General features: G+C 32.2%; 26 protein-coding genes. 14 read left to right on the top strand and 12 right to left on the bottom strand.

Annotated elements, in window-relative coordinates; genetic code table 11:
- The 3 genes from HNP99_RS01610 to HNP99_RS01600 are packed head-to-tail and all read left to right on the top strand — an operon-like array spanning position 1 to position 1,458.
- Positions 1-687, top strand: coding sequence for an SCO family protein (locus HNP99_RS01610; RefSeq protein WP_173850592.1), 687 nt, complete (start codon positions 1-3; stop codon positions 685-687).
- A 5-nt stretch (positions 688-692) separates the two neighbouring features.
- Positions 693-1,232: a DUF420 domain-containing protein gene (locus tag HNP99_RS01605; RefSeq protein ID WP_173850590.1), complete on the top strand. Its 540-nt coding sequence runs from the start codon at positions 693-695 to the stop codon at positions 1,230-1,232.
- On the top strand, positions 1,225-1,458 hold the full coding sequence (locus tag HNP99_RS01600; RefSeq protein ID WP_173850588.1) for a hypothetical protein: 234 nt from the start codon (positions 1,225-1,227) through the stop codon (positions 1,456-1,458). The genes HNP99_RS01605 and HNP99_RS01600 overlap by 8 nt, the downstream gene beginning before the upstream one ends.
- Before the next feature lie 9 nt (positions 1,459-1,467).
- Here the strand turns inward: HNP99_RS01600 and HNP99_RS01595 are convergent, their stop codons facing one another.
- Entirely contained in the window at positions 1,468-2,871 is a 1,404-nt protein-coding gene (locus tag HNP99_RS01595; RefSeq protein WP_173850586.1) for a DUF4403 family protein, read from the bottom strand.
- A gap of 173 nt (positions 2,872-3,044) precedes the next feature.
- Between HNP99_RS01595 and HNP99_RS01590 the strand changes: the two genes are divergently transcribed.
- The 7 genes from HNP99_RS01590 to tsaB all read left to right on the top strand — a co-directional run bounded on the left by HNP99_RS01590 (position 3,045) and on the right by tsaB (position 11,039).
- Positions 3,045-3,746 carry an ABC transporter ATP-binding protein gene (locus HNP99_RS01590; protein ID WP_173850584.1) on the top strand — a complete coding sequence of 234 codons (702 nt, stop codon included), beginning with the start codon at positions 3,045-3,047 and terminating at the stop codon, positions 3,744-3,746.
- Positions 3,739-4,983: an ABC transporter permease gene (locus HNP99_RS01585; protein WP_173850582.1), complete on the top strand. Its 1,245-nt coding sequence runs from the start codon at positions 3,739-3,741 to the stop codon at positions 4,981-4,983. The genes HNP99_RS01590 and HNP99_RS01585 overlap by 8 nt, the downstream gene beginning before the upstream one ends.
- A gap of 2 nt (positions 4,984-4,985) precedes the next feature.
- Positions 4,986-6,254, top strand: a complete 1,269-nt coding sequence (locus HNP99_RS01580) for an ABC transporter permease (protein ID WP_173850580.1) — start codon at positions 4,986-4,988, stop codon at positions 6,252-6,254.
- 38 nt (positions 6,255-6,292) lie between these two features.
- Positions 6,293-7,408 carry an efflux RND transporter periplasmic adaptor subunit gene (locus tag HNP99_RS01575; protein WP_173850578.1) on the top strand — a complete coding sequence of 372 codons (1,116 nt, stop codon included), beginning with the start codon at positions 6,293-6,295 and terminating at the stop codon, positions 7,406-7,408.
- 79 nt (positions 7,409-7,487) lie between these two features.
- On the top strand, positions 7,488-8,924 hold the full coding sequence (locus HNP99_RS01570) for a TolC family protein (RefSeq protein ID WP_173850576.1): 1,437 nt from the start codon (positions 7,488-7,490) through the stop codon (positions 8,922-8,924).
- Positions 8,925-8,930: 6 nt separating this feature from the next.
- Positions 8,931-10,226, top strand: a complete 1,296-nt coding sequence (locus HNP99_RS01565) for an efflux RND transporter periplasmic adaptor subunit (protein ID WP_173850574.1) — start codon at positions 8,931-8,933, stop codon at positions 10,224-10,226.
- A 144-nt stretch (positions 10,227-10,370) separates the two neighbouring features.
- Positions 10,371-11,039 carry a tRNA (adenosine(37)-N6)-threonylcarbamoyltransferase complex dimerization subunit type 1 TsaB gene (gene tsaB, locus HNP99_RS01560; RefSeq protein WP_173850572.1) on the top strand — a complete coding sequence of 223 codons (669 nt, stop codon included), beginning with the start codon at positions 10,371-10,373 and terminating at the stop codon, positions 11,037-11,039.
- Between the two features lie 3 nt (positions 11,040-11,042).
- Here the strand turns inward: tsaB and HNP99_RS01555 are convergent, their stop codons facing one another.
- The 4 genes from HNP99_RS01555 to HNP99_RS01540 all read right to left on the bottom strand — a co-directional run bounded on the left by HNP99_RS01555 (position 11,043) and on the right by HNP99_RS01540 (position 13,810).
- Positions 11,043-11,858 (bottom strand): mechanosensitive ion channel family protein, encoded by an 816-nt coding sequence (locus HNP99_RS01555; RefSeq protein WP_254596806.1) that lies wholly within the window; start codon positions 11,856-11,858, stop codon positions 11,043-11,045.
- A gap of 122 nt (positions 11,859-11,980) precedes the next feature.
- Complete coding sequence (locus tag HNP99_RS01550; RefSeq protein WP_173850568.1) at positions 11,981-12,394, bottom strand: YtxH domain-containing protein; 414 nt, start codon at positions 12,392-12,394, stop codon at positions 11,981-11,983.
- A gap of 196 nt (positions 12,395-12,590) precedes the next feature.
- Positions 12,591-12,791 (bottom strand): dodecin family protein, encoded by a 201-nt coding sequence (locus HNP99_RS01545; protein ID WP_173850566.1) that lies wholly within the window; start codon positions 12,789-12,791, stop codon positions 12,591-12,593.
- A gap of 119 nt (positions 12,792-12,910) precedes the next feature.
- A complete protein-coding gene (locus HNP99_RS01540; RefSeq protein WP_173850564.1) occupies positions 12,911-13,810 on the bottom strand; it encodes a NifU family protein in 900 nt (299 codons plus the stop codon).
- 161 nt (positions 13,811-13,971) lie between these two features.
- Here HNP99_RS01540 and HNP99_RS01535 point away from each other — a divergent pair, with 161 nt between their 5' ends.
- Positions 13,972-14,970: a PorP/SprF family type IX secretion system membrane protein gene (locus HNP99_RS01535; protein WP_173850562.1), complete on the top strand. Its 999-nt coding sequence runs from the start codon at positions 13,972-13,974 to the stop codon at positions 14,968-14,970.
- Positions 14,971-14,982: 12 nt separating this feature from the next.
- Positions 14,983-15,501, top strand: coding sequence for a gamma carbonic anhydrase family protein (locus HNP99_RS01530; protein WP_173850560.1), 519 nt, complete (start codon positions 14,983-14,985; stop codon positions 15,499-15,501).
- Between the two features lie 15 nt (positions 15,502-15,516).
- Here HNP99_RS01530 and HNP99_RS01525 read toward each other — a convergent pair whose 3' ends face one another.
- The 5 genes from HNP99_RS01525 to HNP99_RS01505 are packed head-to-tail and all read right to left on the bottom strand — an operon-like array spanning position 15,517 to position 19,566.
- Entirely contained in the window at positions 15,517-16,233 is a 717-nt protein-coding gene (locus tag HNP99_RS01525) for a LytR/AlgR family response regulator transcription factor (protein WP_173850559.1), read from the bottom strand.
- Positions 16,234-16,272: 39 nt separating this feature from the next.
- The gene (locus HNP99_RS01520) at positions 16,273-17,361 is read right to left on the bottom strand and encodes a sensor histidine kinase (RefSeq protein ID WP_173850557.1); all 1,089 of its coding nucleotides are present in this window, start codon (positions 17,359-17,361) and stop codon (positions 16,273-16,275) included.
- The gene (locus HNP99_RS01515) at positions 17,362-17,724 is read right to left on the bottom strand and encodes a DUF4907 domain-containing protein (RefSeq protein WP_225738092.1); all 363 of its coding nucleotides are present in this window, start codon (positions 17,722-17,724) and stop codon (positions 17,362-17,364) included.
- Positions 17,711-18,703, bottom strand: a complete 993-nt coding sequence (locus HNP99_RS01510) for a Kelch repeat-containing protein (RefSeq protein WP_173850555.1) — start codon at positions 18,701-18,703, stop codon at positions 17,711-17,713. The genes HNP99_RS01515 and HNP99_RS01510 overlap by 14 nt, the downstream gene beginning before the upstream one ends.
- Before the next feature lie 14 nt (positions 18,704-18,717).
- Complete coding sequence (locus HNP99_RS01505; RefSeq protein WP_173850553.1) at positions 18,718-19,566, bottom strand: DUF6268 family outer membrane beta-barrel protein; 849 nt, start codon at positions 19,564-19,566, stop codon at positions 18,718-18,720.
- A 229-nt stretch (positions 19,567-19,795) separates the two neighbouring features.
- Between HNP99_RS01505 and HNP99_RS01500 the strand changes: the two genes are divergently transcribed.
- Complete coding sequence (locus tag HNP99_RS01500) at positions 19,796-21,118, top strand: DUF4270 family protein (protein ID WP_173850551.1); 1,323 nt, start codon at positions 19,796-19,798, stop codon at positions 21,116-21,118.
- Positions 21,119-22,351, top strand: a complete 1,233-nt coding sequence (locus tag HNP99_RS01495) for a PorV/PorQ family protein (RefSeq protein WP_173850549.1) — start codon at positions 21,119-21,121, stop codon at positions 22,349-22,351.
- 1 nt (position 22,352) lies between these two features.
- Here HNP99_RS01495 and murI read toward each other — a convergent pair whose 3' ends face one another.
- Positions 22,353-23,129: a glutamate racemase gene (gene murI / locus HNP99_RS01490; RefSeq protein ID WP_173850546.1), complete on the bottom strand. Its 777-nt coding sequence runs from the start codon at positions 23,127-23,129 to the stop codon at positions 22,353-22,355.
- Positions 23,130-23,245: 116 nt separating this feature from the next.
- Complete coding sequence (locus HNP99_RS01485) at positions 23,246-23,746, bottom strand: OmpH/Skp family outer membrane protein (protein WP_173850544.1); 501 nt, start codon at positions 23,744-23,746, stop codon at positions 23,246-23,248.
- Between the last annotated feature and the right edge of the window lie 22 nt (positions 23,747-23,768).

Raw genomic sequence — 23,768 nt, 5'->3', positions numbered from 1 at the left:
ATGTTTAAGAATAAATCATACATCGGTATATCATTCATTATTTTGGTATTTGGAATCTATGCAATTCCTAAAATTATTAGTCGCATTCAAAACGGTGATGTTGTTCAAGCAGATCGTTTAGACAATGTTGCTACTGCTTCTAAAAAAGATGAGAAACTAGTCGAAATTGGGCCTGCGCCAAAATTTGAATTAGTCAATCAAAACAACGAGAAGATTACTAATGAGTCTTATAAAGGAAAAGTTTACGTTTTAGAATTTTTCTTTACAACATGTCCTTCAATTTGTCCTAAGATGAATCAAAGCATGTTGCTTATCGAAAAGAAATTCTTTGGGAATCCTAATTTCGGAATCGCATCTATAACCATAGATCCTAATCATGATACTTCAAAAGTTTTGAAAGAACATGCTGAACTATTAGGTGTAAAGTCTGCTAATTGGAATTTTTTAACGGGTGATCGTGATTATATATTTGGATTAGCGAATAAGGGATTTAATCTTTATGCTGCTGCCAATGATAAAGTTGCTGGTGGATTTGAGCATTCTGGATTGTTTGCTTTGATTGATAAGGAAGGAAATATCCGTTGTAGAAAAGACAATTTTGGTAATCCGATTCTTTATTACGACGGTTTAGAGAAAAAAGGAGTTAGAGATATTCAACAAGACATTAGCATGTTATTAGAAGAATAGAAATTATGAGTGAGCAAAATTTAGAACAAAAATATAAAAAGTGGATTGTCCTTTTATCAGTGGCAATTCCGTTAGTTGTTGTGTTGCTTTTTAGTGTGAATTTAAGGAAATTAGGTTTTGATGTGGCTCCGCTCACGTTTTTACCACCTATTTATGCTACAATAAATGCAATTACAGCAGTTTTATTAGTTTCTGCAGTTGTTGCCATTAAAAATGGTAATAAAAAATTGCATGAAAATTTAATGAAAGGGGCAATTGGCTGTTCAATTGCTTTTTTAGGAATGTACGTTGCGTACCACATGACCTCTGATTCGACTAAATTTGGTGGAGAAGGAATCATTAAATATGTTTATTATTTTATCTTATTTACGCACATCGTTTTATCGGTTATAATTATTCCGCTTGTGTTAATTACTTACGTTAGAGCATTGGCTCAAGTATTTGATAAACATAAAAAAATTGCAAAAATCACATTTCCTATTTGGTTGTACGTTGCGGTAACTGGTGTTGTAGTTTATTTAATGATTTCTCCTTATTATGTTTAAAAAAATCAAATTTCAATTTATAGCTCTATCGTTTTTAATCCTTTCTTCAGCAGCAGTACAAGCACAATGTGCAATGTGTAGAGCCGCTTTAGGAGGTGAGTCTAATGTTGCTCAAGCACAAGCCGTCAATGACGGAATCGTTTATTTAATGGCTATACCGTATGTTTTAGTAGGAGGTATAGGTTATGCGGTTTATAGGTTATATAAAAAGAAAAAAACAACTTAGCAGTAGCGATTATTTCAATCCGTCTACCGCTATGTTTATTTGTCCGTTGACTTTTATGAATGCAATAATTGCGTTTTTAGTTAACTGTACTTTGTCAAACTCAATGTCATCCATTTTACCATTTACATAAACACCCGGAATAGGCGAGTAGTTTTTTAAGTAAGTCATCATAGTTTCTTTACCTTCATCTAGATTTGCTTGAATAGAGTAACGGCAGCTTTGCTGAATTTTTCTTAATACAATTCCTTGTGCTAGCCAGTTTGCGGTACGCATCAATTTACTTTTAGTATCCAAAACATAGTCCAAGTGATCAAAATAAATCTCTCTTGTTTTGTTATCATATTGAGGATAACCTGCAAGATAAATTTTTCCGTTTACAGAGCCTGTCATTTCTAAGGCAATAACCATTTTGCCATCTTTATGCCAGATAGCTACATCTTGAACTTTTACTTTTTTTGAACCAGATTCAAATTCTTGACCTGAAAAATTCTTTCGTATTATTTTAGAAGCATCTTGATATGTAGATACTGCAACAATATTTGCGGTGATTTGATTTGGGATTTTAATAACGGGTTTCAATACTATTTTATTAGCATCAAATTTACTTTCTGGCTTTTGGCCAATGAGTGTTTCCATAGTACATTTCATTCCCATTTGAAGGAGAAATGAATCATTTTTTAATTTAGCGGCTGTACTATAAATTTCGACAGGTACTATGCGAAGCCAACTCTCATAGGCTTCGTTCATTTGAAAAGGTGTACATACTTTCTCTAAAGCTGCTAGAACATTTGGTTTAAAATCCATTGATTTTTCTATAGCTGAGTCAATAGATTTTTCAAGTTTTGATTTAAAAATTTGTACGGCAGGATTCATTAAATAGGTTACAGGGACATTTTTCCCAAAAACAACCATCGTTGGGCTTTCGTTCCATTCTAAGGATTTCAATTGTGTTTTTGTAATTAGTTTCCAGTTATTCAATGCTACATCGCTACTCAGTGTAATGACACCATTTAAATTAAATTCCTGAGTGTTGTATAAGGACACGCCCAATGTCTTTGTACCTATTCGATATTTTACAGTCGCTTTTAAGGGTAAAATAGTTTTAATTCTTTCTCCTGAGGATGCGTTTTCATTTTGTATCGTAATTGGAGCAAGTTTCCATATTTTCATTTCAATATCATCATCTGTAATGTCATTATCTTCATAAATCAATCCATTTAACAATGCGTTGGTTTGATTCTCGATATCCTTGAGTTTTACGCTAATTGGTATGTTTATAAAGGAAGTCTTGTTTTCATATACCAGCGGAGTTGCGTCATCTGGTTCAGGTTTTAATGTGTCTATTTTTTGAGTTGTTGAGCAACTAATTGCTAATAGACATAATAGACTTAAAGCGAAGATATGTTTCGGCATTATTTTAATTTTTAAGTCGTAAAATTACTAAAAGAAATATATTTTAAGATAAAACTGTAACATTTATATCATAATTAAGTCTTATGAATTAAGATGTTGATTAGCGCTTTTTAGATAATAAGCATTAGGAATTCTTTTATTAGATAAAAACTATTGTTTACAAAACGATACTTATGATAGAAATTAAAGATTTACATAAATCCTATAAAATGGGAAACTCAGAATTACATGTCTTAAAAGGCATTAATTTTAGTATCAAAGAAGGGGAGCTGGTTGCTATAATGGGTTCTTCAGGTTCTGGTAAATCTACATTGCTAAATATTTTGGGAATTTTAGATGAGGCAGATACAGGAAGTTATACTTTAGATAATGTGCCTATTAAAAAATTAAATGAAACGATTGCTTCACGTTATCGCAATAAATTTTTAGGTTTTGTTTTTCAATCATTTAATTTAATCAATTATAAAAGTGCTTTAGACAATGTAGCTATGCCTTTATATTATCAAGGTGTGAAAAGAAAAGAGCGTTATGAAATTGCGATGACTTATTTGAAAAAAGTAGGTTTAGGAACGCATTCTCATCATTTACCATCAGAACTTTCTGGAGGACAAAAACAACGTGTAGCTATTGCAAGAGCATTGGCATCAAATCCTAAAGTTTTATTAGCCGATGAGCCTACGGGAGCATTAGATACTAAGACCTCATATGAAGTAATGGAACTGATACAAGGAATTAATGATGAGGGAAAAACAATACTTATTGTAACGCACGAGCCAGATATTGCGGCAATGTGCAAGAGAAACGTAGTGCTGAAAGATGGACTAATCATAGACGATAAAATGGTAGAACAAGTAAGAGCTTCTGCATATGTTTAATACGGAACGTTGGCAGGAAATATTTGAGGCTATTGCCAAAAACAAACTGAGAACGTTTCTTACCGGAATCTCTGTGGCTTCGGGTATTTTTATTTTAGTGATATTGTTAGGAGTTGGGAAAGGACTTCAAAACGGAATAGAAAAGAAATTTGAGAATGATGCTTCGGGATTGATTTCCTTTTGGTCCGGAACAACAACTAAAGAATATAAAGGATTGAATCCAGGAAGGCAAATTCAATTTAGAAACAGCGATTATGATGTTGCTCTTCAAAAATATGGAGATCAATTAGTGATAAAATCAGCGAACTATATTTTTTGGAGTGGTATTATGTCTCACGGAAAAGAATCGGGTAACTATCGTTTCATTGGAGTAAATCCAGACTATTTAGCAGTTGAAAATGCCTCTATTGTTGAAGGAAGGTTCATCAATCAAAATGACCTGAACAATAGCGAGAAAGTTACTGTTATTGGACAAAAAGTAAAACTAGACATGTTCAAGGACAAAAGTCCGATAGGAGAATTGCTAGTTATTAACGGTATTAATTTTAAAATAGTAGGTGTTTTTACTGATCCTGCAGGGGAAAGAGAGGAAACACGTGTATATATTCCCATTACAACCACTCAGCAAGCTTATGGAGTAGGTGATAAAATAAGTAATCTTGATTTTACCTTACCCAAAAAAGAAACTTATGAGGAAGCTTTAGCAGAATCTGAGAAATTTACAGAAGGCTTAGGGCAGCTATTGCGAAGTAAAAATAGTATTGCACCTGATGATGAAGGAGCGATTGGGGTAGGTAACACGGTTGAAGATGCCAAGCAATTTTATGACTTAAACCTTTACATTCGATTGTTTTTTTGGTGGGTTGGAATTTGTACTATAATTGCAGGAGTAGTTGGTGTGAGTAACATCATGCTGATTATTGTGAAAGAAAGGACTAAAGAAATTGGAATTAGAAAAGCTCTAGGTGCTTCGCCTTTTTCTATTGTAGTAATGATATTGCATGAATCTATTTTTATAACCACAATTTCTGGTTTTGTAGGGCTTTTATCTAGTCTTTTATTGCTAGAGATTGTAGGGCCTATGGTCAAAAGTGATTATTTTTTAAATCCAGAAGTAGATTTTAGTGTCGCTATGAGCACATTAATTTTACTAGTATTAGCAGGGGCAATAGCTGGATTTTTTCCAGCATATAGAGCAGCCAGCATTAAACCTATTGTAGCACTAAGAGACGAATAATTATGTTTGATAGAGATAAATGGATTGAAGTTTTAGAGGCGCTAACGGCAAATACGTTCCGAACTATCTTGACGGCTTTTGGGGTTTTCTGGGGAATATTTATTCTGGTGATTTTGCTAGCAGCTGGAAAAGGGCTGGAAAACGGAGTGAAGAAAGGATTTGACGGGATAGCTACAAATACTATGTTTATGTGGAGTCAAACTACTTCAAAGCCATTTAAAGGGCTTCCTAAAGTAAGAAGGTATGATTTTAAAAATGGAGACATAACGGCTTTAAAAGAAAAGTTTCCGGATCTATTGTATGTTTCTCCTCGTAATCAACTAGGAGGTAATGATAGTGAATCTAGTAATGTGGTTAGAGGGACAAAAACAGGGTCGTACACTATTTTTGGCGATTATCCTGAGTTGGTAAAACAAGAACAAATGGAAATTGTTAATGGACGTTTTATTAACTATCAAGATATCAAATTAAAAAGAAAAGTAGCCATAATTGGTAGCGGTGTAATTACAGATTTATACGGTAGAACAGAAGATGTTATTGGAACTTATGTAAAAGTAAGCGGGATTAATTTTTTAGTCGTAGGGATTTACAAATCTAAATCTAGAGGTGGTGGTAATGCTGAAAGAGAACAGAAAAAGATATTTATTCCTTTTACCACATTTCAGCAAGCTTATAATTATGGAGATGTAGTAGGATGGATGGCTTTAACAGCAAATGATAATGCATCAATCACTACGCTAAAACCTCAGATTTTAGAATTTATGAAATCGCGACATTCTATAAACCCTACGGATGATAGGGCGATTGGGAATTTTGATTTATATGCCGAGTTCAGTAAAATTCAAGGGCTGTTTTTAATATTGAAATTCATCGCTTATTTTGTAGGGACGCTAGTTTTACTTTCTGGAGTAATAGGTATTTCTAATATTATGCTAATTGTCGTAAAAGAACGAACCAAAGAAATTGGAATAAGAAGGGCTTTAGGAGCAACCCCAGGAGCAATACGTTCTCAAATATTGTTAGAGTCCATTTTTTTGACCATTGTCGCCGGTATGTTTGGTATTGCAATGGCCACGGGAGTAGTTGCTATTATTAATGTAATCCTCGATAGCATGCCTAGCGAAGGAATGATGTTTGCCAATCCAAGCGTAGATCTTACTGTTGTTTTTGTAGCGTTATTAATATTAGTAGGTTCTGGTCTATTGGCAGGATATATCCCAGCGCAAACAGCAATTAATGTTAAACCCGTAGACGCTTTAAGAGCCGAATAAATAATCAATCAAAAAATAATCGATTAAATCATAACACGATGAAAAAAGGAGTAACCATTACTATTTTAATTTTTATAGCTTTCGCTTTCTTTGGCGCCTTGTATTATTTATACGCTAAAAATCAGGAGTCGCCTATAGTTTACGCTACGGATAAAGCGGAGACTAAAACAATTGTAAAAAACACAATTGCCACAGGAAATATCGTTCCAGACGAAGAGGTGTTGATCAAGCCAAATATTTCAGGTATTATTGAAGCGGTTTACATCAAAGCAGGACAAAATATTAAAGCTGGAGATTTAATTGCTAAGATTAAAGTAGTTGCAAATGTATCTAATTTAAGTAGTTCTCAAAACCAATTGCAATCAGCTAAAATTGAACTTGATAATCAGGAGATTTTGCATAAAAGACAAAAAACATTGTTTGATAAAGGTGTAATTTCAGCAAATGATTATGATGCTGCTCAGTTAGCTTACAATTCAGCTAAACAAAATTATAATGCGGCTAGACGTGGTTTAGATATTGTTAAAACAGGAACAACATCTGGTTTAGGAAATTATGCAAACACATTAATACGTTCTACTGTAAACGGAATGGTGCTCGATGTTCCTGTGAAAGTAGGGAATCAGGTGATTGAAAGTAATAATTTTAATGAAGGAACAACTATTGCGAGTGTTGCTGATGTAGGCAGAATGATTTTTGTGGGTAAAATTGATGAGTCGGAAGTAGGTAAGATAAAAGAGAAATTGCCTATCGAAATAACTGTTGGAGCTATCGAAAACAAGAAATTTGATGCTGTTTTACAATATATCGCACCTAAAGGTGTTGCAGAAAATGGGGCTATTCAATTCGAAATTAAAGCTTCTTTAGAAAATAAAGCGGATACTTTTATTCGAGCTGGTCTAAGTGCCAATGCTTCTATTATATTAGAAAAAGCCGATAAAGTTTTGGCTATAAAAGAAGGTTTAGTACAATTTGATAAAAAAACACAATTACCGTATGTAGAAATAGAAACGGGATCGCAAAAGTTTGCTAGAAAAGATCTTGTTCTAGGCGTTAGCGACGGAATTTATGTTGAAGTAAAAAGCGGAATAAAAGCATCGGATAAAATAAAAATTTGGAATCAAGGAGTTAAAGAACCAGATTCAGAAGAATAAAAACCTATTAAAAGAATTTTAGTTTAGAGATAAATGTTAAATTTGTGTAATACCTTTGTTACACTTCCATACAAAAAATATGAAAAAGAATCGTTGGATCCCCTTAGTTTTACTCTTTGCTTTTAGCTTAGCGTCAAACGCGCAAGATAAAAAATGGACACTTGAGGAATGTGTTAAATATGCTGTAGAGCATAATATTTCGATAAAACAAACTGCTCTAGATACGCAATCAGCTCAGATCGATAAAAAAGGAGCGCTTGGTAGTTTCTTACCCTCATTAAATGCTTCGGCATCGCATTCTTGGAACATTGGTTTGAACCAAGACATTACTACGGGTTTGTTACAAAATCAAACCACTCAATTTACCTCTGCAGGTGCTAATGTGGGTATTGATATTTATAAAGGTTTACAAAACCAAAACACCTATAGAAGAGCAAAATTATCGATTATAGCAGCACAATATAAATTGACAAAAATGCAAGAAGATGTTGCATTGAATGTTGCTAATGCTTTTTTGCAAGTGCTTTTTAATAAAGAATTCTTAAAAGTACAACACGAACAAATGGGAATTAATGAAAAGCAGTTGGCCCGTTCGCAAGAACTCGTTAACGCAGGAACAATTCCTCGTGGAGATTTATTAGATGTTAAAGCAACGCTTGCCACTAATAATCAAAATGTAATTGCTGCCGAAAATGCTTTGTTGATTTCTAAATTAAGTTTAGCGCAATTATTGCAATTAGATGATTTTACAAAGTTTGATGTTGTTGATAATACTATTTTAGGGGATGATAATAATGTCTTAGCACAAGATGTGAATGTTATTTATGATAAGGCTAAACAAGAAAGAACCGGGTTAAAAATAGCACAAACAAACTTAGAAATTGCTCAAAAAAGTCTTGCTATTGCTAAAGGAGGATTGATGCCTACTTTACAGGGTTTCTACAGTTTTAGTTCTAGGGTAGCTTATAGCGATAGAGTTACTGGAGTTGTGCCTGATGCATTAAATCCTACAACAAGTGTTGGGTTTGTAGAAGGAACAAATCAAAATGTATTGACACCTAATTTTACAAGAACATTAGGAGGACCACTACCGTTTTTTGATCAGTTTAGTAATAATAAAGGACAGTCTTTTGGAGTGCAATTAAGTATTCCTATTTTTAATGGTTTCTCTGCAAGAAATAATATTGAGCGATCTAAAGTAACTTTGGAGAAATCTAAAATAGCATTAGAACAAGAAAGTCTTGATTTACAAAGAAATGTTTATACCGCTTTCGCAGATGCTAAAGGTGCTTTGAAATCGTATGACTCAGCACTAAGCGCTTTAGAAGCAAGAAAAGGATCGTATGATTATGCTAAAGAAAAATTTGATGTAGGTTTGATGAATTCATTTGACTTGAACCAGTCACAAACTTTGCTTGCTAATGCTGAATCAGAAGTGTTAAGAACAAAATACGATTATATATTCAAAATTAAAATATTAGAATTCTATTTTGGAATTCCTATCATTAAAAACTAATTCATTATGTCAAAGAAAACAATTTATTATATTGTTGGAGGAGCAGTTCTTCTTATTGTTGTATTAATCGCACTTTCTAAAGCAGGAGTTATTGGAAATAAAGATAACGGAACCGAAGTAGAAATTGCTACGGTAAATACTGCTACTATTGTAGAAACAGTTTCGGCAACAGGAAAAATTCAACCAGAAATTGAGGTAAAAATAGCTTCTATGGTTTCTGGAGAAATTATTTCATTGCCTGTTAAAGAAGGACAAGTCGTTAAAAAAGGAGATTTATTGGTAAAAATAAACCCTGATTTATATACTTCAAGTTTAAATAGAACTATTGCAGGATTATCAGGATCAAAAGCAGGTTTAACACAAGCAGATGCGCAATTTAAAGAAGCGAAATCAAGCTATGATAGAAACAAAACGCTTTTTCAAAAAGGAATTATATCTAAATCTGATTGGGATAAAGCAGTGGCGTCATTTGAGGTAGCTCAAGCAACAAAACAAACGGCTTATTTTAATGTGCAAAGTGCTTCGGCATCTGTGAGTGAAGCTAAAGATAATTTAGGACGTACAGTTATTTACGCACCAGCAGATGGAACAATATCTATGTTAAATGTTGAGCTTGGAGAACGTGTGCTAGGTACGCAACAAATGACAGGAACTGAAATCTTAAGAGTAGCTAACTTGAATAACATGGAAGTAGAGGTTGATGTTAATGAAAATGATATCGTGAAAATCAAAGTTGGCGATGAGGCAAATGTTGAAGTAGATGCTTATCTAAAAAAGAAATTTAAAGGTGTAGTAACGAGTATTTCTAACTCAGCGAGTAGTACGTTAACATCTGATCAGGTTACTAATTTTAAAGTAAAAGTTAGAATTGTAAAAGAATCATACCAAGATTTATTAGAAGGTAAACCTGCAGCTTACTCTCCTTTTAGACCGGGAATGACGGCTACAGTAGATATTATTACTAAGACAAAAGCTAATGTGGTGAATGTGCCTATTAGTTCAATCGTAATCAAATCAGATACAACATCTACTAAAGGAATCCAATTAGTGGAAACTGCAGAAGACAAGGAAGCAGTTGTGAAAAGCGATAAAAAATTTGAATGTGTATTTGTAAAAGTAGGAGATAAAGCTAAAATTCGTATTATCAAAACAGGAATTCAAGATGATACTAATATTGAAATTTTATCAGGACTTAAAAAAGGAGATGTAGTGGTTACAGGACCTTATACTACCGTAACAAAAGAATTAAATTCAGGAGATAAAATTAGCATCAAAAAAGAAGGTGTTGATGCTAAAAAGTAAAAGAATACATTAAATAGTTCTCAAAGTCGCTTAGTGTAAAACTAAGCGACTTTTTGTTTTAAGATTAGGATTGTTTTTTTACTACGTTTTAACGTCCTTTGTACAATAATAAATTGCACTAAATAAAAGATATACTAAACCATAATGGCTTACATTTTAAATATTGAAACGGCTACAAAAAACTGTTCTGTTGCTATTGCAAAAGATGGCGAAATGCTAATTTGTAATGAAATTGCAGAAGAGGGATATTCACACGCAGAACGTTTGCATGTTTTTATTGAAGAAAGCTTGGCAGAAGCAGGAATCACTTATAAAGATTTAACTGCTGTAGCGGTGAGTCAAGGCCCAGGATCATATACAGGGCTTCGAATAGGGGTTTCTGCAGCAAAAGGGCTTTGTTATGCGTTATCGGTTCCGTTGATAGCTGTAGATACTTTGCAAGCATTAGCAGCGCAAGTAAAAATTACTGAGGGTTTAATTGTACCTATGATTGATGCGCGTAGAATGGAAGTCTATAGTGCAATTTTTACTAAAGATTTAGTGTCTCAACGTACAACTCTGGCGGAGGTTTTAACTGAAGATTCTTTTAATGATTTACAACAGCCTATTTATTTTGTGGGCGATTGTGCCGATAAAGCTAAAACGGTACTAAATAAAGCTAATTTTAATTTCTTAGAAGGGCTAAAATACCCATCAGCAAGAGAAATGTGCGCGCTTAGTTATGCTAAGTATAAAAAAAGCGACACTGTAGATGTCGCTTATTTTGAACCTTTTTATTTAAAAGATTTTATGATTACTGCACCTAAAAAGTAGTTGCTATGTTGCTGAATTACTTTGCGACACTTCTTTAACAAAAGGTTGGATGATTATTCCGGCTGCGTCAAAAGCATTTTTGCAATTTTCTAACGTCTCCGTAAATACAGCACCAAAATCTTCGTTGTTTGCCCATGGTCGTACCGCTAACTGAATAGCGCTATCTGTTAGGTTTTTGACAAAAACATCTGGTTTGGGTGTTTGCAATACTTTTGGGTTGTTATTTAATATTTCCATAATGAGATCTTTTGCCTTTTTAATGTCAGAATCATAAGATATTGAAAAGGTCAAATCAGCTCTTCTGCTTTTTTGTAGTGAATAATTTGTAATTGTACCATTAGACAAAATCCCATTAGGAATAAAAACGGTTTGATTGTTTGCCGTAATTAATTTAGTTACAAAAATTTGTATTTCGCTAACCGTTGCAATCACTCCTTGTGCTTCTATAGTATGACCTACTTTAAAAGGTTTAAATAGTATTATAAGCATTCCTCCAGCAAAATTAGACAATGATCCTTGTAGTGATAAGCCTATTGCAAGTCCCATTGCTCCTAATATCGCTACAAATGAAGAGGTCTCAATACCTAACTTTGCTATAAAAGTCACGAATAGTAATATTCTAAGTCCCCATAATAAAATATCGGCTAGAAACTTAGTTAATGTAGGATCTAAATCCCTTTTAATCATGATTCTTCTAATGAATCTATTGATTAATCGGATAGCATATAGACCAATAAAAAGTACTATTAGAGCAGAGATCAATTTGGGGGTATAAGCTAAAAACTCTTTAAAATAAATATTGGCATAGTGTGTTGCCATGTTGATATCTGTAGCCATTTTTTTTTTTAATAAAAAACCCTCTCTAAAGAGAAGGTTTGTGTTTGCTTTGCAAAAATACAAATTAATATTTTTAGCACACTATTAAAAATGTTCTTTGAATCTTATTTAGTAGGTTTTGCTTTCTCTAGTTCGGTTTTTTTATCTGTAAGTGCATCAATTTTGTCTTCAATAGCTCCCTTTGCATTGTCAGTAAAATCTTCTAATTTGTCCATGGCAACTTTTGTTTTTTCTTTAACAGTATCCATTGTCTGCTCAATAGTTTCTTCTGTTTTATCTGAGTATTCACTAAAGGTTTCTTTGGCCTTATCAGCATAGTCATTTGCTTTATCAAGCAAGGGAGCTGCAGATTCCTTGGCATCTTCAAATGCAGTTTCTGCTTTATCAGCAACTTCACTTATCGTTTCTTTTGCTCTAGCGATTGCGTCATCAGTAAAAGTTTCGGCTTTATCTGTTAGCGTTGCTGTAGTTTCTTTGGCTGAGCCAAATAAATTTGTAAAAAATGACGTAACTCCCATGGTGTTTTTATTTGATTAGAGTACAATGATAAGCTTTTTTTAAATAAGTTGTTTTATTTTATTGTTAATCAGTATTTTATGATTTTTGATGTAAATTGTTGTTTTGAAAAGTTGGAAATGAATAGTCAGGTTTTATAAAAAAAATAGGCACAAAAAAAACGTTTCAATTGAAACGTTTTTTTTATTTTGAATAAAATTACTCTAATTCAAATGTGATTTTTAGATTAACTCTAAACTCAGCAACTTTCCCATCTTTTACAGTTGCACTTTGCTCTTGCACATAAACTGATTTAATGTTTTTTACAGATTTAGACGCTTTAGTTACGGCTTGCTGTGTAGCATCTTCCCAACTTGTACTTGAACCTGATAATACTTCGATAACTTTTAATACTGACATAATTTTTAGTTTGTTTGGTTAAAACCTAAAATTAACAAATTTTTTCTTGTTTTCATAAAAAAAAGCTCGTTATTTTTTGTATAAAACAATATGAATCAGCAGTATGGGTGTTTGATTGTTTATGCGTTTATTGCTTCAACATTAATTTTTTCATCATTAAGCATGCTTTTTAGCATGTTTTCAATACCACTTTTTAAAGTGAATGTTGATGAAGGGCATCCGCTACAAGCACCTTGTAAAATTACTTTTACTGTTTTTGTACTTTCTTCGAATGAATCAAATGCAATATTACCACCATCTGCAGCAACAGCTGGCTTAACATATTCTTCAAGTATGTTGATAATTTTTTGTGAAGTTTCATCTAAAGAATCAAAGCTAGCATCTTTATTTTTTTCGTCTTTTTCGATAGTTTGAATTAAGCTTTCGTCAAGAACTGTCCCTCCGTTCTCAATGTATTGCTTGATAAAGCTTCTTAGTTCAAGAGTGATTTCTTCCCAGCTAATTACTTCATATTTAGTAACAGAGATATAGTTCTCATCAATAAAGATTTCTTTTACATATGAGAAATTAAAAAGCTCTCTCGCAAGTGGTGATGGGCCTGTTTGATCAATGTTTTTAAATTCAATAGCATTTTTAGTCAACATACGACTTACAACAAATTTTAATGCTGACGGGTTGGGTGTAGTCTCTCCGTAAACAGTAATTGGTTGTTTTTTAGTTTTATTTTCCTGTACGGCAATAATTACTCCTCCGTCATTTACAAATGCTTCTATTTGTTCAGCAACTGCGTCTTTAACATCTTCCCATTCTACAATGCTGTATTTTTCAACGGCAACAAAATTACCAGAGATGTACACTGTTTTTACAAATGGTAAATGAAATAATTTTTGTGCCAATGGTGATGCTTTTGCGTCATCAATATTTTTAAATTCGTAACTTTCATTTTGTGTGATGAAATCTTCAAATTCAAATTTTAATATCGTTGGATTTTGAGTTTCTTTTATGGTGATCTTTGTCATGACTTTGTGTAAATTTTTACAAATTTAGTGAAGTTATTTTCGATGAATAACTATATTTGAAATATAAATGAATAAATTAACTTTATTTTAAATTATTAAAGAGAATTTCACTTCATTATCCAGTTGTTTTAATACTATTTTCACCAGGTAAAAATGTTTTCATGTTTTTAAAGTTTAGCGTATCCATTTGTTTCTTGTTTGTTACCTGTTTCACTTACTCGCAGGAAGGTATTGCAGTATATTCTGACTATTTATCGGATAACTATTATCTAATCCACCCGTCTATGGCTGGTGCTGCAAATTGTGCTAAAGTAAGACTGACATCACGCAAACAATGGTTTAGTCAGGACGATGCGCCAGCAATGCAAACATTGAGTTTTAATGGGAAAATAGGAGATAAGTCGGGTGCAGGAATTATTCTTTTTAATGACAAAAATGGGTATCACTCGCAAAAAGGAGTTAAACTGACTTATGCCTATCATTTAATGTTTTCAAGGGATGAAGTTGATTTAAATCAATTGTCTTTTGGAATAAGTGCGGGTTTAATCCAGAGTCAATTAGACGAAACTACTTTTTTACTCTCAGGGGATTACGATCCTATCGTTAATGGGAATATTGTTCAAAAGGATTCCTATGTCAATTTTGATATTGGAGCTTCATATAATTTCTTAGATTTTTATGTTCATGCAACAGTCAAAAATGCAGTAGAAACAAGAAGAGAAATCTACACTGAATATGAAAGTGATAACTTGAGAAAGTATTTAGTAAGTGGTGGTTACGTATTTGGAAATAAAAAAGGGATTTTATGGGAGCCTTCAGTTTTACTACAATTGGTGGAGCAAACAAAAGAAAAGACAGTTGATTTAAATTTAAAGGCCTATAAAAATATGGATTTTGGTAGTGTTTGGGGTGGATTATCTTACCGCAGAAGTCTAGATGGTGCTCAATATGAAACTAATTCAGGTGTTGCTTCTCAAAAACTACAATACATCACTCCTATTCTTGGGGTGAATTACAAAAATTTCATGTTTGCATATACCTATTCTAATGTAACTGGTCCTGTTAAATTTGATAATGGAGGGTTTCACCAGATTACGCTTGGCATTGATTTGTTTTGTAAAAAGGAGAAGTATAATTGCAATTGTCCAGCAATTAATTAAAATAAAAAAAAGATGTTAATAAAAACAGTAAACGGAAAAACGCCAATTATACCAGATGATTGTTATGTTGCTGAAAATGCAACTATAATAGGAGAGGTGAGTTTTGGTAAATCTTGTAGTGTGTGGTTTAATGCCGTTATTAGAGGGGATGTTAATTTTATAAAATTTGGTGATAAAGTAAACATTCAAGATGGAGCAGTGATTCATTGTACGTATAAAAAACATCCTACAATCATAGGTAACAACGTTTCAATAGGGCATAATGCAATTGTTCATGGGTGTACAATTCAGGATAATGTATTGATAGGAATGGGAGCAATAGTTATGGATAATTGTGTAGTAGAAAGCAATTCTATTATTGCTGCAGGCGCAGTGATTACTCAAAATACAGTTGTTAGCTCAGGGACTATTTGGGCGGGTGTTCCTGCCAAAAAAGTAAAAGATATTAACCAATCAGATTTTGCGGGTGAAATAGGACGTATAGCCAATAATTATGTAATGTATTCTAGTTGGTTTAAAGAAGAAGAGTAGTGTTTGTAATTCAAATTATAAATTAATTTTTTCAAAAAAGCTGTTCTTATAGCTTTCGCTAATGGGAATTCTTTTTTCAGCAATGATCACTTTGTTTTTTTGAATAGATTTCACATGTTTTATATTTATGATATAAGACCTGTGAATTCTAGCAAATCCTTTGTTACTCAATTGTGTCTCTAGTTTTATAAGACTAATTAATGTTAAAATGTATTTGTTGTCTACAGTGTATATTTTTACATAGTCTTTTAAGCCTTCGATATATAAAATATCAGCAAAATTTAATTTTACATTCTCATATTCGGCTCTAACAAACATAAAATCGTGTTCAATTTCTGGAGGTGTAAGTTTAGAATTATATGTTGCGGGAATATTTTGAGGATTTAATAGTTGTTGCGCGCGCGTTACCGACTTTAGAAATCGATTAAAAGGTATTGGTTTAACCAAATAATCAACGGCGCCTAAGTTAAATCCTTCAACTGCATAGTTTTCATAAGCAGTAGTAAAAATTATTAGTGGTTTTTTATCAATTGCATTTAAGAAATCAATTCCTGAAAAATGAGGCATTTCGATGTCTAAAAAAATCAAGTCAACATTTGATTGATTAACTACTGATATTGCGTCAATAGCGTTGTTGAAAGTATTTACTAGCTCAAGAGTTTCTACTTTGCTAACAAATTCTTTTATTAAATCAACTGCTAAAGGTTCGTCATCAATAATTACACATTTCATTTTTGGTTTCTTTAAGTTAGGACTAAAATACTGTTTTAATTAAGTGTTTGTTTTTTTTAATTGATCTAATTTTAATTTTAGATGTGCAGTGTAAGTACCGTCAGTTTCTAGAATAGTAAGTTGATGCGAGTTTGGATACAGTAAATCCAGTCTGTTTTCTATGTTATTCATCCCTATTCCGGAGTTATCTGGATCTTTAGTATAATCTTGGATTTTGTTTTCGATCCAGAAATCTAAATTATCATTCTCAATACTTATTTTTATTTTAACATAAGCAGCGCCTTTATAATCAGTTCCATATTTAAAAGCATTTTCTACAAATGAGATTAATAGTAAAGGCTCAATGTACTTTTCTCTAGTTTCGCCGTGAATATTGATGTAAATATTTTCGATGTTGTTGAGTCTTAGTTTCTGTAATTCTAAGTAATTTTTAATGTAATTGATTTCTTTTTCAAGAAATACGGTTTGATTATCTGTTTCATAGAGCATGTAACGCATCATTTCTGATAAGGTAACAATAGCGTCAGGAACCAAGTCGGATTTTTTATAAGCTAAAGAATAGATGCTATTAAGAGCATTAAATAAAAAATGTGGGTTAGTCTGTTTCCTTAAGTAATTTAGTTCGCTAGCAGTTCTATTAGATTCCATAATTAACTTGTTTTGCTCATTATTATGGTATTCTGTTAAGGTTCTTATAACCGTACTTGCAGCAATGATGAAAATGTAAAATAAAGTAGGGATTATTTTAAAAAACAAAGGAGGTTTTCCTTGATGTGGTCCTCTTTGTAGTTGATTATTCGCTGCAGTATTCATTAATCTAGTCACCATTGGATTTCTAACTTCAGGCATAAAATAAAGAAAGCGTATTGTCATTAATATCAAAATAATAACAACAACAATAGTGATATAAAGTCCTGCTTTTTTGTGTAATAATAGATTAGGAACTAAGTAATAATAATTCAAGTAGAATAATGCTATTCCGGTTACCCATTGTACAAAGAAGTCAGCATTAATATCAGTACTGTTTTCATAAAATGGTATTAGTGCCATAGACATGAAAAGACCCCAGATAATCACATGGATTAATACGGTACTTGAAATGTTATTTTTTAGTTTTTCTATATTCATTTAAATTTTTATTGCTAATGAAGTCAAATCATTTTTTGATAGTGTAGGAGAGGTATTGTCTTTTAATTTTTGCAATACAACTGCGCCTACTTTTAAAGCATCTTCTTCAGTTTCAAAACTACGATTATTTGCAATAACAGGAATTATTGATTGCTTAATAATGATTTTGTCATTTTCTTTAATGGTGTATCCCCATCCATTAGTTGTTTTTATGGATTCAAGTTTTAGATTATTAGCTCGATTACATGAAGTATTTAAAAAAATAAAAAGTAATACTAAGCTAATTTTTAATAGATTCAGTAATGAAAAAAACTTCTGGCTTGAATACCAGAAGTTTTTTATGTTTTTATTAATTGTCATCATCGTTTTGTTCTTCTAAAGGTTTAAATTCCCATGAGTCATCATAGTAAGCTGATCCTGATCTTCCTAATACAATAAAGCCTCTTTGGTTTATAGCAAAACCAGTAGCATCTGTTCTAGCAGATCCTTCTAAAGCTGTTTTCTCATTCCACAGGTCAGTCGATGGATTGTATTCCCAAATTGATTTAGAGTTTTCGCCACAAGCAATATAACCTAAACCGTTCATTGAGAAGCTCACTGCATTAGATCGAGTAATTAAGTATGTATCATGATCATCTTCATCGTCATCAAGATCTCTTTTCTTAGTCCATACATCAGTGCTTGGGTCAAATTCCCAAAAGTCAACTTGGTAACTACCATTATTAATTCCAGTTCCTAAATATGCCTTGTCATCTATAACAAACACAGTAGCATTTCTTCTTTTGTTTCCACCAAAACCAGTTACTAGTGTCCAGTTGTCTAGTGCATCATCATACTGATAAAAATCTTTAAGATAATTTCCGTCATAACCAGTTCCAAAATATGCTTTTCCGCTTACTTGAAATCCCACAGCCGAATACCTTCCTGTTCCTGCAAAATCTGTTTTCTGTGTCCATTGATTAGTAGCAGGGTCATATTGATAAAAATCACGTAATTTATTAGTACCATCATAACCTAAGCCTACGTAACCTTTGTCATTTAATTCAAATGCAGAACTAGCACTTCTTGCAACACCTATGAAATCAGCTTTTTGTTCCCAAGAATCCCCGTCAGAGTTGTAAGCCCAAAGGTCGGTTAAATATTCATCGCCTGTATATCCTGTAGCTATATAGGCAAAACTACCTATTACAAAACTGCTAGCACTTGATCTTGCAGGGCCATCAAAGGTGGATTTTTTTATCCAGTTTCCTAATACGTCTTCATCTTCATCTTTACTACAGCCTACAAAGGCTATGTTGATAACAAGTGTTGTAAACAGTAAACCTTTTTTTAATATATTCATAATTATTGTTTTTGTTAGTATTTGTATTTTATTCCAATAGTAAAAATGTATGCTTTATTATTATCGTCGCTAAATGTTGTATTGTTATTTGCATCTTCTAAGGTGAATTTTTTATTGAATTCATATCCAGCTTTAAAATTTAAAAACCAGTTAGTGTCTACATTTCGATCATACTCAATTGATGAGGTCATGTTCGAAAAACGTGCTGTAGTGGCTAGCATTGTATTGTTAATGAGTACGGGCTTATCAAGATTATAATAGCTTCCGTTGAAATTATTTGTTAATTTAAATTCGTTTCTAATATTGTTTGTAAATGATACTGTAGTATTTGGAAATCCCAAATCAATAGCTAAATTTTCGTTTAATTTATGGTAGAAAGAAATTGTAGGTAATAGGGCAATTGACCCAAAATAGGTTTCTCTTGTTACTCCTATATTCAAACTTGTTTTTTTATTAAATTGGTACTCAATTCCCATTCCTCCTAAAAGTGCGATGTCTTTAAAGTCAATATTTTTTTCAAAAGTTGCTCTAGGTTTTGCAGCTATAATTAACTTGGTTTTAGAATTTAATAAATGTGAAAATTCAAGGATGTTCTCTATTTTGTTAAATTGATTTAAACTTTCAGGAAGTTCATGACTTGTTAAGGAATAGTTGATGCTTTTGTTTTTGTAACCAACTGTATTTGTTAAGGCGCTTTTCTCGTTTAATTTTTTATAGAATGTCCCGTTAATTTCTGTTTCGTTTTGCGTATAATCATTAGTTGATAGCGTGTTTGTATTTAAGTCTACTACAACCTTATTTTGTGCAGATAAATTAAAGAGAGAAAACATAAATAGTAGGATTGTAAATTTCTTTTGGATCATTGCCTTAATTATTGGTTCAAAAGTAGGAGCATTATCTATTTTAAAAAAAGAAGATATATAGATGCTACTTTTTCATAGATAAATTACCGTTTTAATTAGATGAATGCCTCAGTGATTATTGATGGTCAATTGTAGATTGTAAACAGCTCTTTATAGATAGAAAGGGACTGTTGGTATAACTTATTATTCGTTTAGCATGACGCTCTTCTATATTTGTTCAAAAACATTTATGTATAAGCTATTCTTTTTGCTGTTTTTTGCGGCTTTAATAACTTCATGTAATACAGATACAGATACTGGTAATTTTGTCGTTGGTTCTGATTATTTAGCCCTTAACAATAATGTATTATTAATTGATACTTTAAGTGTTGATGTTGCTACAATACAATTAGACTCATTAGTCACCTCAGGTCAAAGTAGGGTTTTAGTAGGTTATTATGTAGATCCCATCTTTGGTAAAATACAATCGGATAGTTATTTTCAACTTTATGGTACGAGTTATTCGTTATACTCTGATTATTCTGACACTGAAAGTTCAAATTATGTTTTTGACTCCATTAGAATGGTCATGAAATTAGACAAGTACTATTATGGAGATACTACAAAATCATATTCTTTTAGTATTCACCGTTTAAACGAAAAAGTAAAAGCTACTCTTGAAGATGGTACTTTTCATAATGACTCTAAGTTAAGTTATGATAGTAATAGTTTAGGAAACATTGTTTTTAAACCAAAACCGAATAGTCAAGATTCTGTAAATGTTGTTTTAGATGATGTATTTGGTGAAGCGCTTTTTCAGAAAATTAAAAAGAAAGAAATAACAAGCTCAGATGAATTTACAGAATATTTAAAAGGTTTTGTAATTAAAGCCAGTACAGATAATTCTTCAAGCGTTATGGGATTCAACTTATCTAGTGAGTTGCGCATGTATTATTCTAAGTATTTATCAACAAGTGAAACATCTTACGTGATGAATTTTGGAATTTTAAGCGCAAGCAATCAGTTTAATAATATTTTTTCGGATAAGTCCAATACGCTACTTCAAAACTTACCTACAGGTACAGCAAAGTTGTCCAGTACAAGTACCGCTAATAAAGCATTTATTCAATCAGGTAGTGGTGTTGCCTGCAGAATCGATTTTCCTAATATAAAACAGTTAAAATACTTGTACGATAAAAATGCAATTGTAGATGCTGAGCTAACGATTAAGCCCGTGAATACTACTTATTCAAATGCGTATCCGCTTCCTGATTCTTTGCAGGTTTACATTGGTGACAACTTAAATAGAATAAAAGGAACTTTAACTACGGCTGCTGGTACTCCTATTTACGCAATTTTAAATAATAGTAATGATGAGTTTAATGAAACTACAGCTTATAAAATATCGATTGGAGCTTTTTTACAGTCTGAAATGATTAAAGAATCCGACTCTAAATATTCTTTAATTCTGGCAATACCAAATGTTTCAAAAGCGGTGAATAGAGTTGTCCTAGCTGATCAAAAAACGAAAAGCAATACGCTTAAATTGAAAATTTATTATATTTCTTATTAAATGAAAAATAAAACACTTTTAGGATTTTTTTTCCTACTTACATTACAATCCTTTTCGCAAAGTATTTCAAGCTCTCCTTATTCCTTATATGGTTTAGGAAGTACTTATGATGCTGATTTTGGTTCCAACGCATCCATAGGTTCTTCTGGTATTGCTTTGCCGTCAAATCAGTATATTAATAATCTAAATCCAGCTTCATTAGGTTCAATGTATCTAAATCATTTTATGTTTGATATAGGAGGTAAAGCTATTTTGACTAGTTATGAAAATAGCGCCAATAAAGAAAACCGAAATAACGTACAGTTTTCGCATATAGCGGTTGCTTTTCCTGTGACTAAAAAGTCTGGTTTTAGTTTTGCTTTAAAACCATATTCAAGTAGCACATATAAAATTTCTAATTTGGCTTTGCCAATATACAATAGTAGTGATTATTATACTTTAGACGCAACAGGAACAGGAGGTTTGAACGATGTAGATTTTTCTTATGGATATAAAATAAGTAAAAAGCTGTCATTAGGGGCTTCTATGTCTTATTTATTTGGTAGCACCAGTGATGATAAAACTTATACTATTGAGAACTCAATAACTAGTATCTATAAAAACACAACGTATAATGGAGCCCGATTTTCATTGGGTACGCAATTTGCTTTAGATTCTACCCTCACAATAGGTTCTACGATAAAATTACCAACTAGGATTAACGCCTCTAAGGTAGAATCAGTGACCGCAATCAACAATTCGGGAACAACAACAGTTGAGTCTGAGGAAGTTTCTGATGTAGATAATTATTACATGCCTTTAGAAGTTGGTTTTGGAGTAAGTAAACGCTTCAAAAACAATTTAAACTTAACGGTTGATTATGGAAGAAGTTTTTGGAACGGAACGAATCAATCTGATTTGTATGGTGATTTTAAAAACCAGGATAAATTTGCTATAGGATTTTCATATAGTAAGCCAAAAACAATTAGAAGTTATTTAGATCGAATAAAATACTCAACAGGTTTTAATTACGATACAGGTTATCTAGAAGTAGATAATAATAAAGTAAAAAACATGTCTTTATCTTTAGGGGTTTCTTTGCCACTTGAAAACACTTTTTCAGCTTTGAATATTTCGTATTCTTATGGTCAAAAAGGAAGTGTTGGTAACGGATTAATCAAGGAGAACTACCATAAAATTAGTTTAAATCTAAGTCTAGACGGAATATGGTTTATTAAACGAAAGATTGATTAGATTAAAAATCTTTTTTGATAATAGTATAATTATGTCCTAATATTTCATTTAGAACAGTAGCGTCTGTATTCGTATAAAAAACAGCTTCGTTGTGATTTTCTGAAGTAAAACCTATACTGTCTTTTAAAAGGTTTTTGGTTTGTTTTGCAACAGCTTCTCCAGAATCAATTATCTCAATATTATCAGGAAGTATTGCTCTTATTTGCGGAATCAAATAGGGGTAATGACTACATCCTAGTACTAAGTAATCAATATTTGCAGCAATCATCGGAGTAAGGTAGGATAGGAGTAATTCTTTCATCTCAGGCGAATTAATAGCACCGCTTTCAATCAATTGTACCAGTCCGTGTCCCACTTGTTCTACAATTTTAGTGCTTTGAAATTTTTGGGCAGTAGTATAAAATAATTCGCTACTAAGTGTTCCTTGTGTTGCAAGTATTCCTATAGTTTGTGTTTTTGAGTTTGTTGCAGCTGGTTTTATAGCTGGTTCTATACCTATAAAAGGAACATCGTATTTATCCCGAAGTTCTTTAATTGCATTTGTTGTTGCTGTATTACAGGCAACAACAATAAGCTTACACTCCATTTCAAGTAATATTTCGGTATTTTTAATGCTCAGGGCAATAATCTCTTCTTTTGATTTTTGACCGTAAGGGGCATTTTTACTATCTGCTAGATAGATGGTTTTCTCATTTGGTAGTAAATGATTTATTTCCTTCCAAATTGAAGTGCCTCCTATTCCTGAATCGAAAATTCCTATGGGATGATTGTTGTTCATTAAAACAAAGTTAAGTGCTATGAAGTTAAAATCCTAAAAAAAATAATGGACTAAAAAAAAGAAAACCACTCGATCAAATTATGAAAGAGTGGTTTGCATTTGAGTTTTAGTATTTCTTAGAATCCTAAGTCTTTTTTAACATCTGCTGTTAAATTAGTACCGTCAGCAAGTAAAAGAGTAGAACCGTCTAATACATATTGGAAACCTTTAGCTTTTCCAACTTTTTGGATAGAAGCTCTTACTTTTTCCATTAAAGGTTTAACGATATCAGATTCTTTTTGTTGTAATTCTTTTTGAGCATTATCTCTAAAGTCAACAATTCTTTTTTGCATGTCTTGTACTTCTTTAGAACGATCTCCGTTCACAGCATCAGTAACAGTCGCAGATTCAGTTTCGTATTTTTTTAATTTTGCTTGGTATTCTTCTACCATTTTCTTGTAATCAGCATCATATGTAGAACTCAATTTTTCTAATTGTTTTTGCGCATCTAGCATTGCTGGCATTTTTGACATAATTTCACTTACATCAACATGAGCTGTTTTTGCTTGAGCGTTACTAGTTTGACTTGCTCCTAAAATGAATAATGCAGCAATTACTAAAGTTTTGATTTGTTTCATCGTTTTTAAAATATTAAGTATT

It is taken from the genome of Flavobacterium gelidicaeli, from assembly GCF_013294005.1.
GTDB lineage: Bacteria > Bacteroidota > Bacteroidia > Flavobacteriales > Flavobacteriaceae > Flavobacterium.
This window is presented reverse-complemented; position numbering and strand designations above follow the sequence as displayed.

Excerpts from the sequence above, each read along its gene's own strand:
- HNP99_RS01610 (WP_173850592.1), top strand. The coding sequence starts at position 1 with ATGTTTAAGAATAAATCATACATCGGTATATCATTCATTATTTTGGTA.
- HNP99_RS01605 (WP_173850590.1), top strand. The coding sequence starts at position 693 with ATGAGTGAGCAAAATTTAGAACAAAAATATAAAAAGTGGATTGTCCTT.
- HNP99_RS01600 (WP_173850588.1), top strand. The coding sequence starts at position 1,225 with ATGTTTAAAAAAATCAAATTTCAATTTATAGCTCTATCGTTTTTAATC.
- HNP99_RS01595 (WP_173850586.1), bottom strand. The coding sequence starts at position 2,871 with ATGCCGAAACATATCTTCGCTTTAAGTCTATTATGTCTATTAGCAATT.
- HNP99_RS01590 (WP_173850584.1), top strand. The coding sequence starts at position 3,045 with ATGATAGAAATTAAAGATTTACATAAATCCTATAAAATGGGAAACTCA.
- HNP99_RS01585 (WP_173850582.1), top strand. The coding sequence starts at position 3,739 with ATGTTTAATACGGAACGTTGGCAGGAAATATTTGAGGCTATTGCCAAA.
- HNP99_RS01580 (WP_173850580.1), top strand. The coding sequence starts at position 4,986 with ATGTTTGATAGAGATAAATGGATTGAAGTTTTAGAGGCGCTAACGGCA.
- HNP99_RS01575 (WP_173850578.1), top strand. The coding sequence starts at position 6,293 with ATGAAAAAAGGAGTAACCATTACTATTTTAATTTTTATAGCTTTCGCT.
- HNP99_RS01570 (WP_173850576.1), top strand. The coding sequence starts at position 7,488 with ATGAAAAAGAATCGTTGGATCCCCTTAGTTTTACTCTTTGCTTTTAGC.
- HNP99_RS01565 (WP_173850574.1), top strand. The coding sequence starts at position 8,931 with ATGTCAAAGAAAACAATTTATTATATTGTTGGAGGAGCAGTTCTTCTT.
- tsaB (WP_173850572.1), top strand. The coding sequence starts at position 10,371 with ATGGCTTACATTTTAAATATTGAAACGGCTACAAAAAACTGTTCTGTT.
- HNP99_RS01555 (WP_254596806.1), bottom strand. The coding sequence starts at position 11,858 with ATGGCAACACACTATGCCAATATTTATTTTAAAGAGTTTTTAGCTTAT.
- HNP99_RS01550 (WP_173850568.1), bottom strand. The coding sequence starts at position 12,394 with ATGGGAGTTACGTCATTTTTTACAAATTTATTTGGCTCAGCCAAAGAA.
- HNP99_RS01545 (WP_173850566.1), bottom strand. The coding sequence starts at position 12,791 with ATGTCAGTATTAAAAGTTATCGAAGTATTATCAGGTTCAAGTACAAGT.
- HNP99_RS01540 (WP_173850564.1), bottom strand. The coding sequence starts at position 13,810 with ATGACAAAGATCACCATAAAAGAAACTCAAAATCCAACGATATTAAAA.
- HNP99_RS01535 (WP_173850562.1), top strand. The coding sequence starts at position 13,972 with ATGTTTTTAAAGTTTAGCGTATCCATTTGTTTCTTGTTTGTTACCTGT.
- HNP99_RS01530 (WP_173850560.1), top strand. The coding sequence starts at position 14,983 with ATGTTAATAAAAACAGTAAACGGAAAAACGCCAATTATACCAGATGAT.
- HNP99_RS01525 (WP_173850559.1), bottom strand. The coding sequence starts at position 16,233 with ATGAAATGTGTAATTATTGATGACGAACCTTTAGCAGTTGATTTAATA.
- HNP99_RS01520 (WP_173850557.1), bottom strand. The coding sequence starts at position 17,361 with ATGAATATAGAAAAACTAAAAAATAACATTTCAAGTACCGTATTAATC.
- HNP99_RS01515 (WP_225738092.1), bottom strand. The coding sequence starts at position 17,724 with ATGATGACAATTAATAAAAACATAAAAAACTTCTGGTATTCAAGCCAG.
- HNP99_RS01510 (WP_173850555.1), bottom strand. The coding sequence starts at position 18,703 with ATGAATATATTAAAAAAAGGTTTACTGTTTACAACACTTGTTATCAAC.
- HNP99_RS01505 (WP_173850553.1), bottom strand. The coding sequence starts at position 19,566 with ATGATCCAAAAGAAATTTACAATCCTACTATTTATGTTTTCTCTCTTT.
- HNP99_RS01500 (WP_173850551.1), top strand. The coding sequence starts at position 19,796 with ATGTATAAGCTATTCTTTTTGCTGTTTTTTGCGGCTTTAATAACTTCA.
- HNP99_RS01495 (WP_173850549.1), top strand. The coding sequence starts at position 21,119 with ATGAAAAATAAAACACTTTTAGGATTTTTTTTCCTACTTACATTACAA.
- murI (WP_173850546.1), bottom strand. The coding sequence starts at position 23,129 with ATGAACAACAATCATCCCATAGGAATTTTCGATTCAGGAATAGGAGGC.
- HNP99_RS01485 (WP_173850544.1), bottom strand. The coding sequence starts at position 23,746 with ATGAAACAAATCAAAACTTTAGTAATTGCTGCATTATTCATTTTAGGA.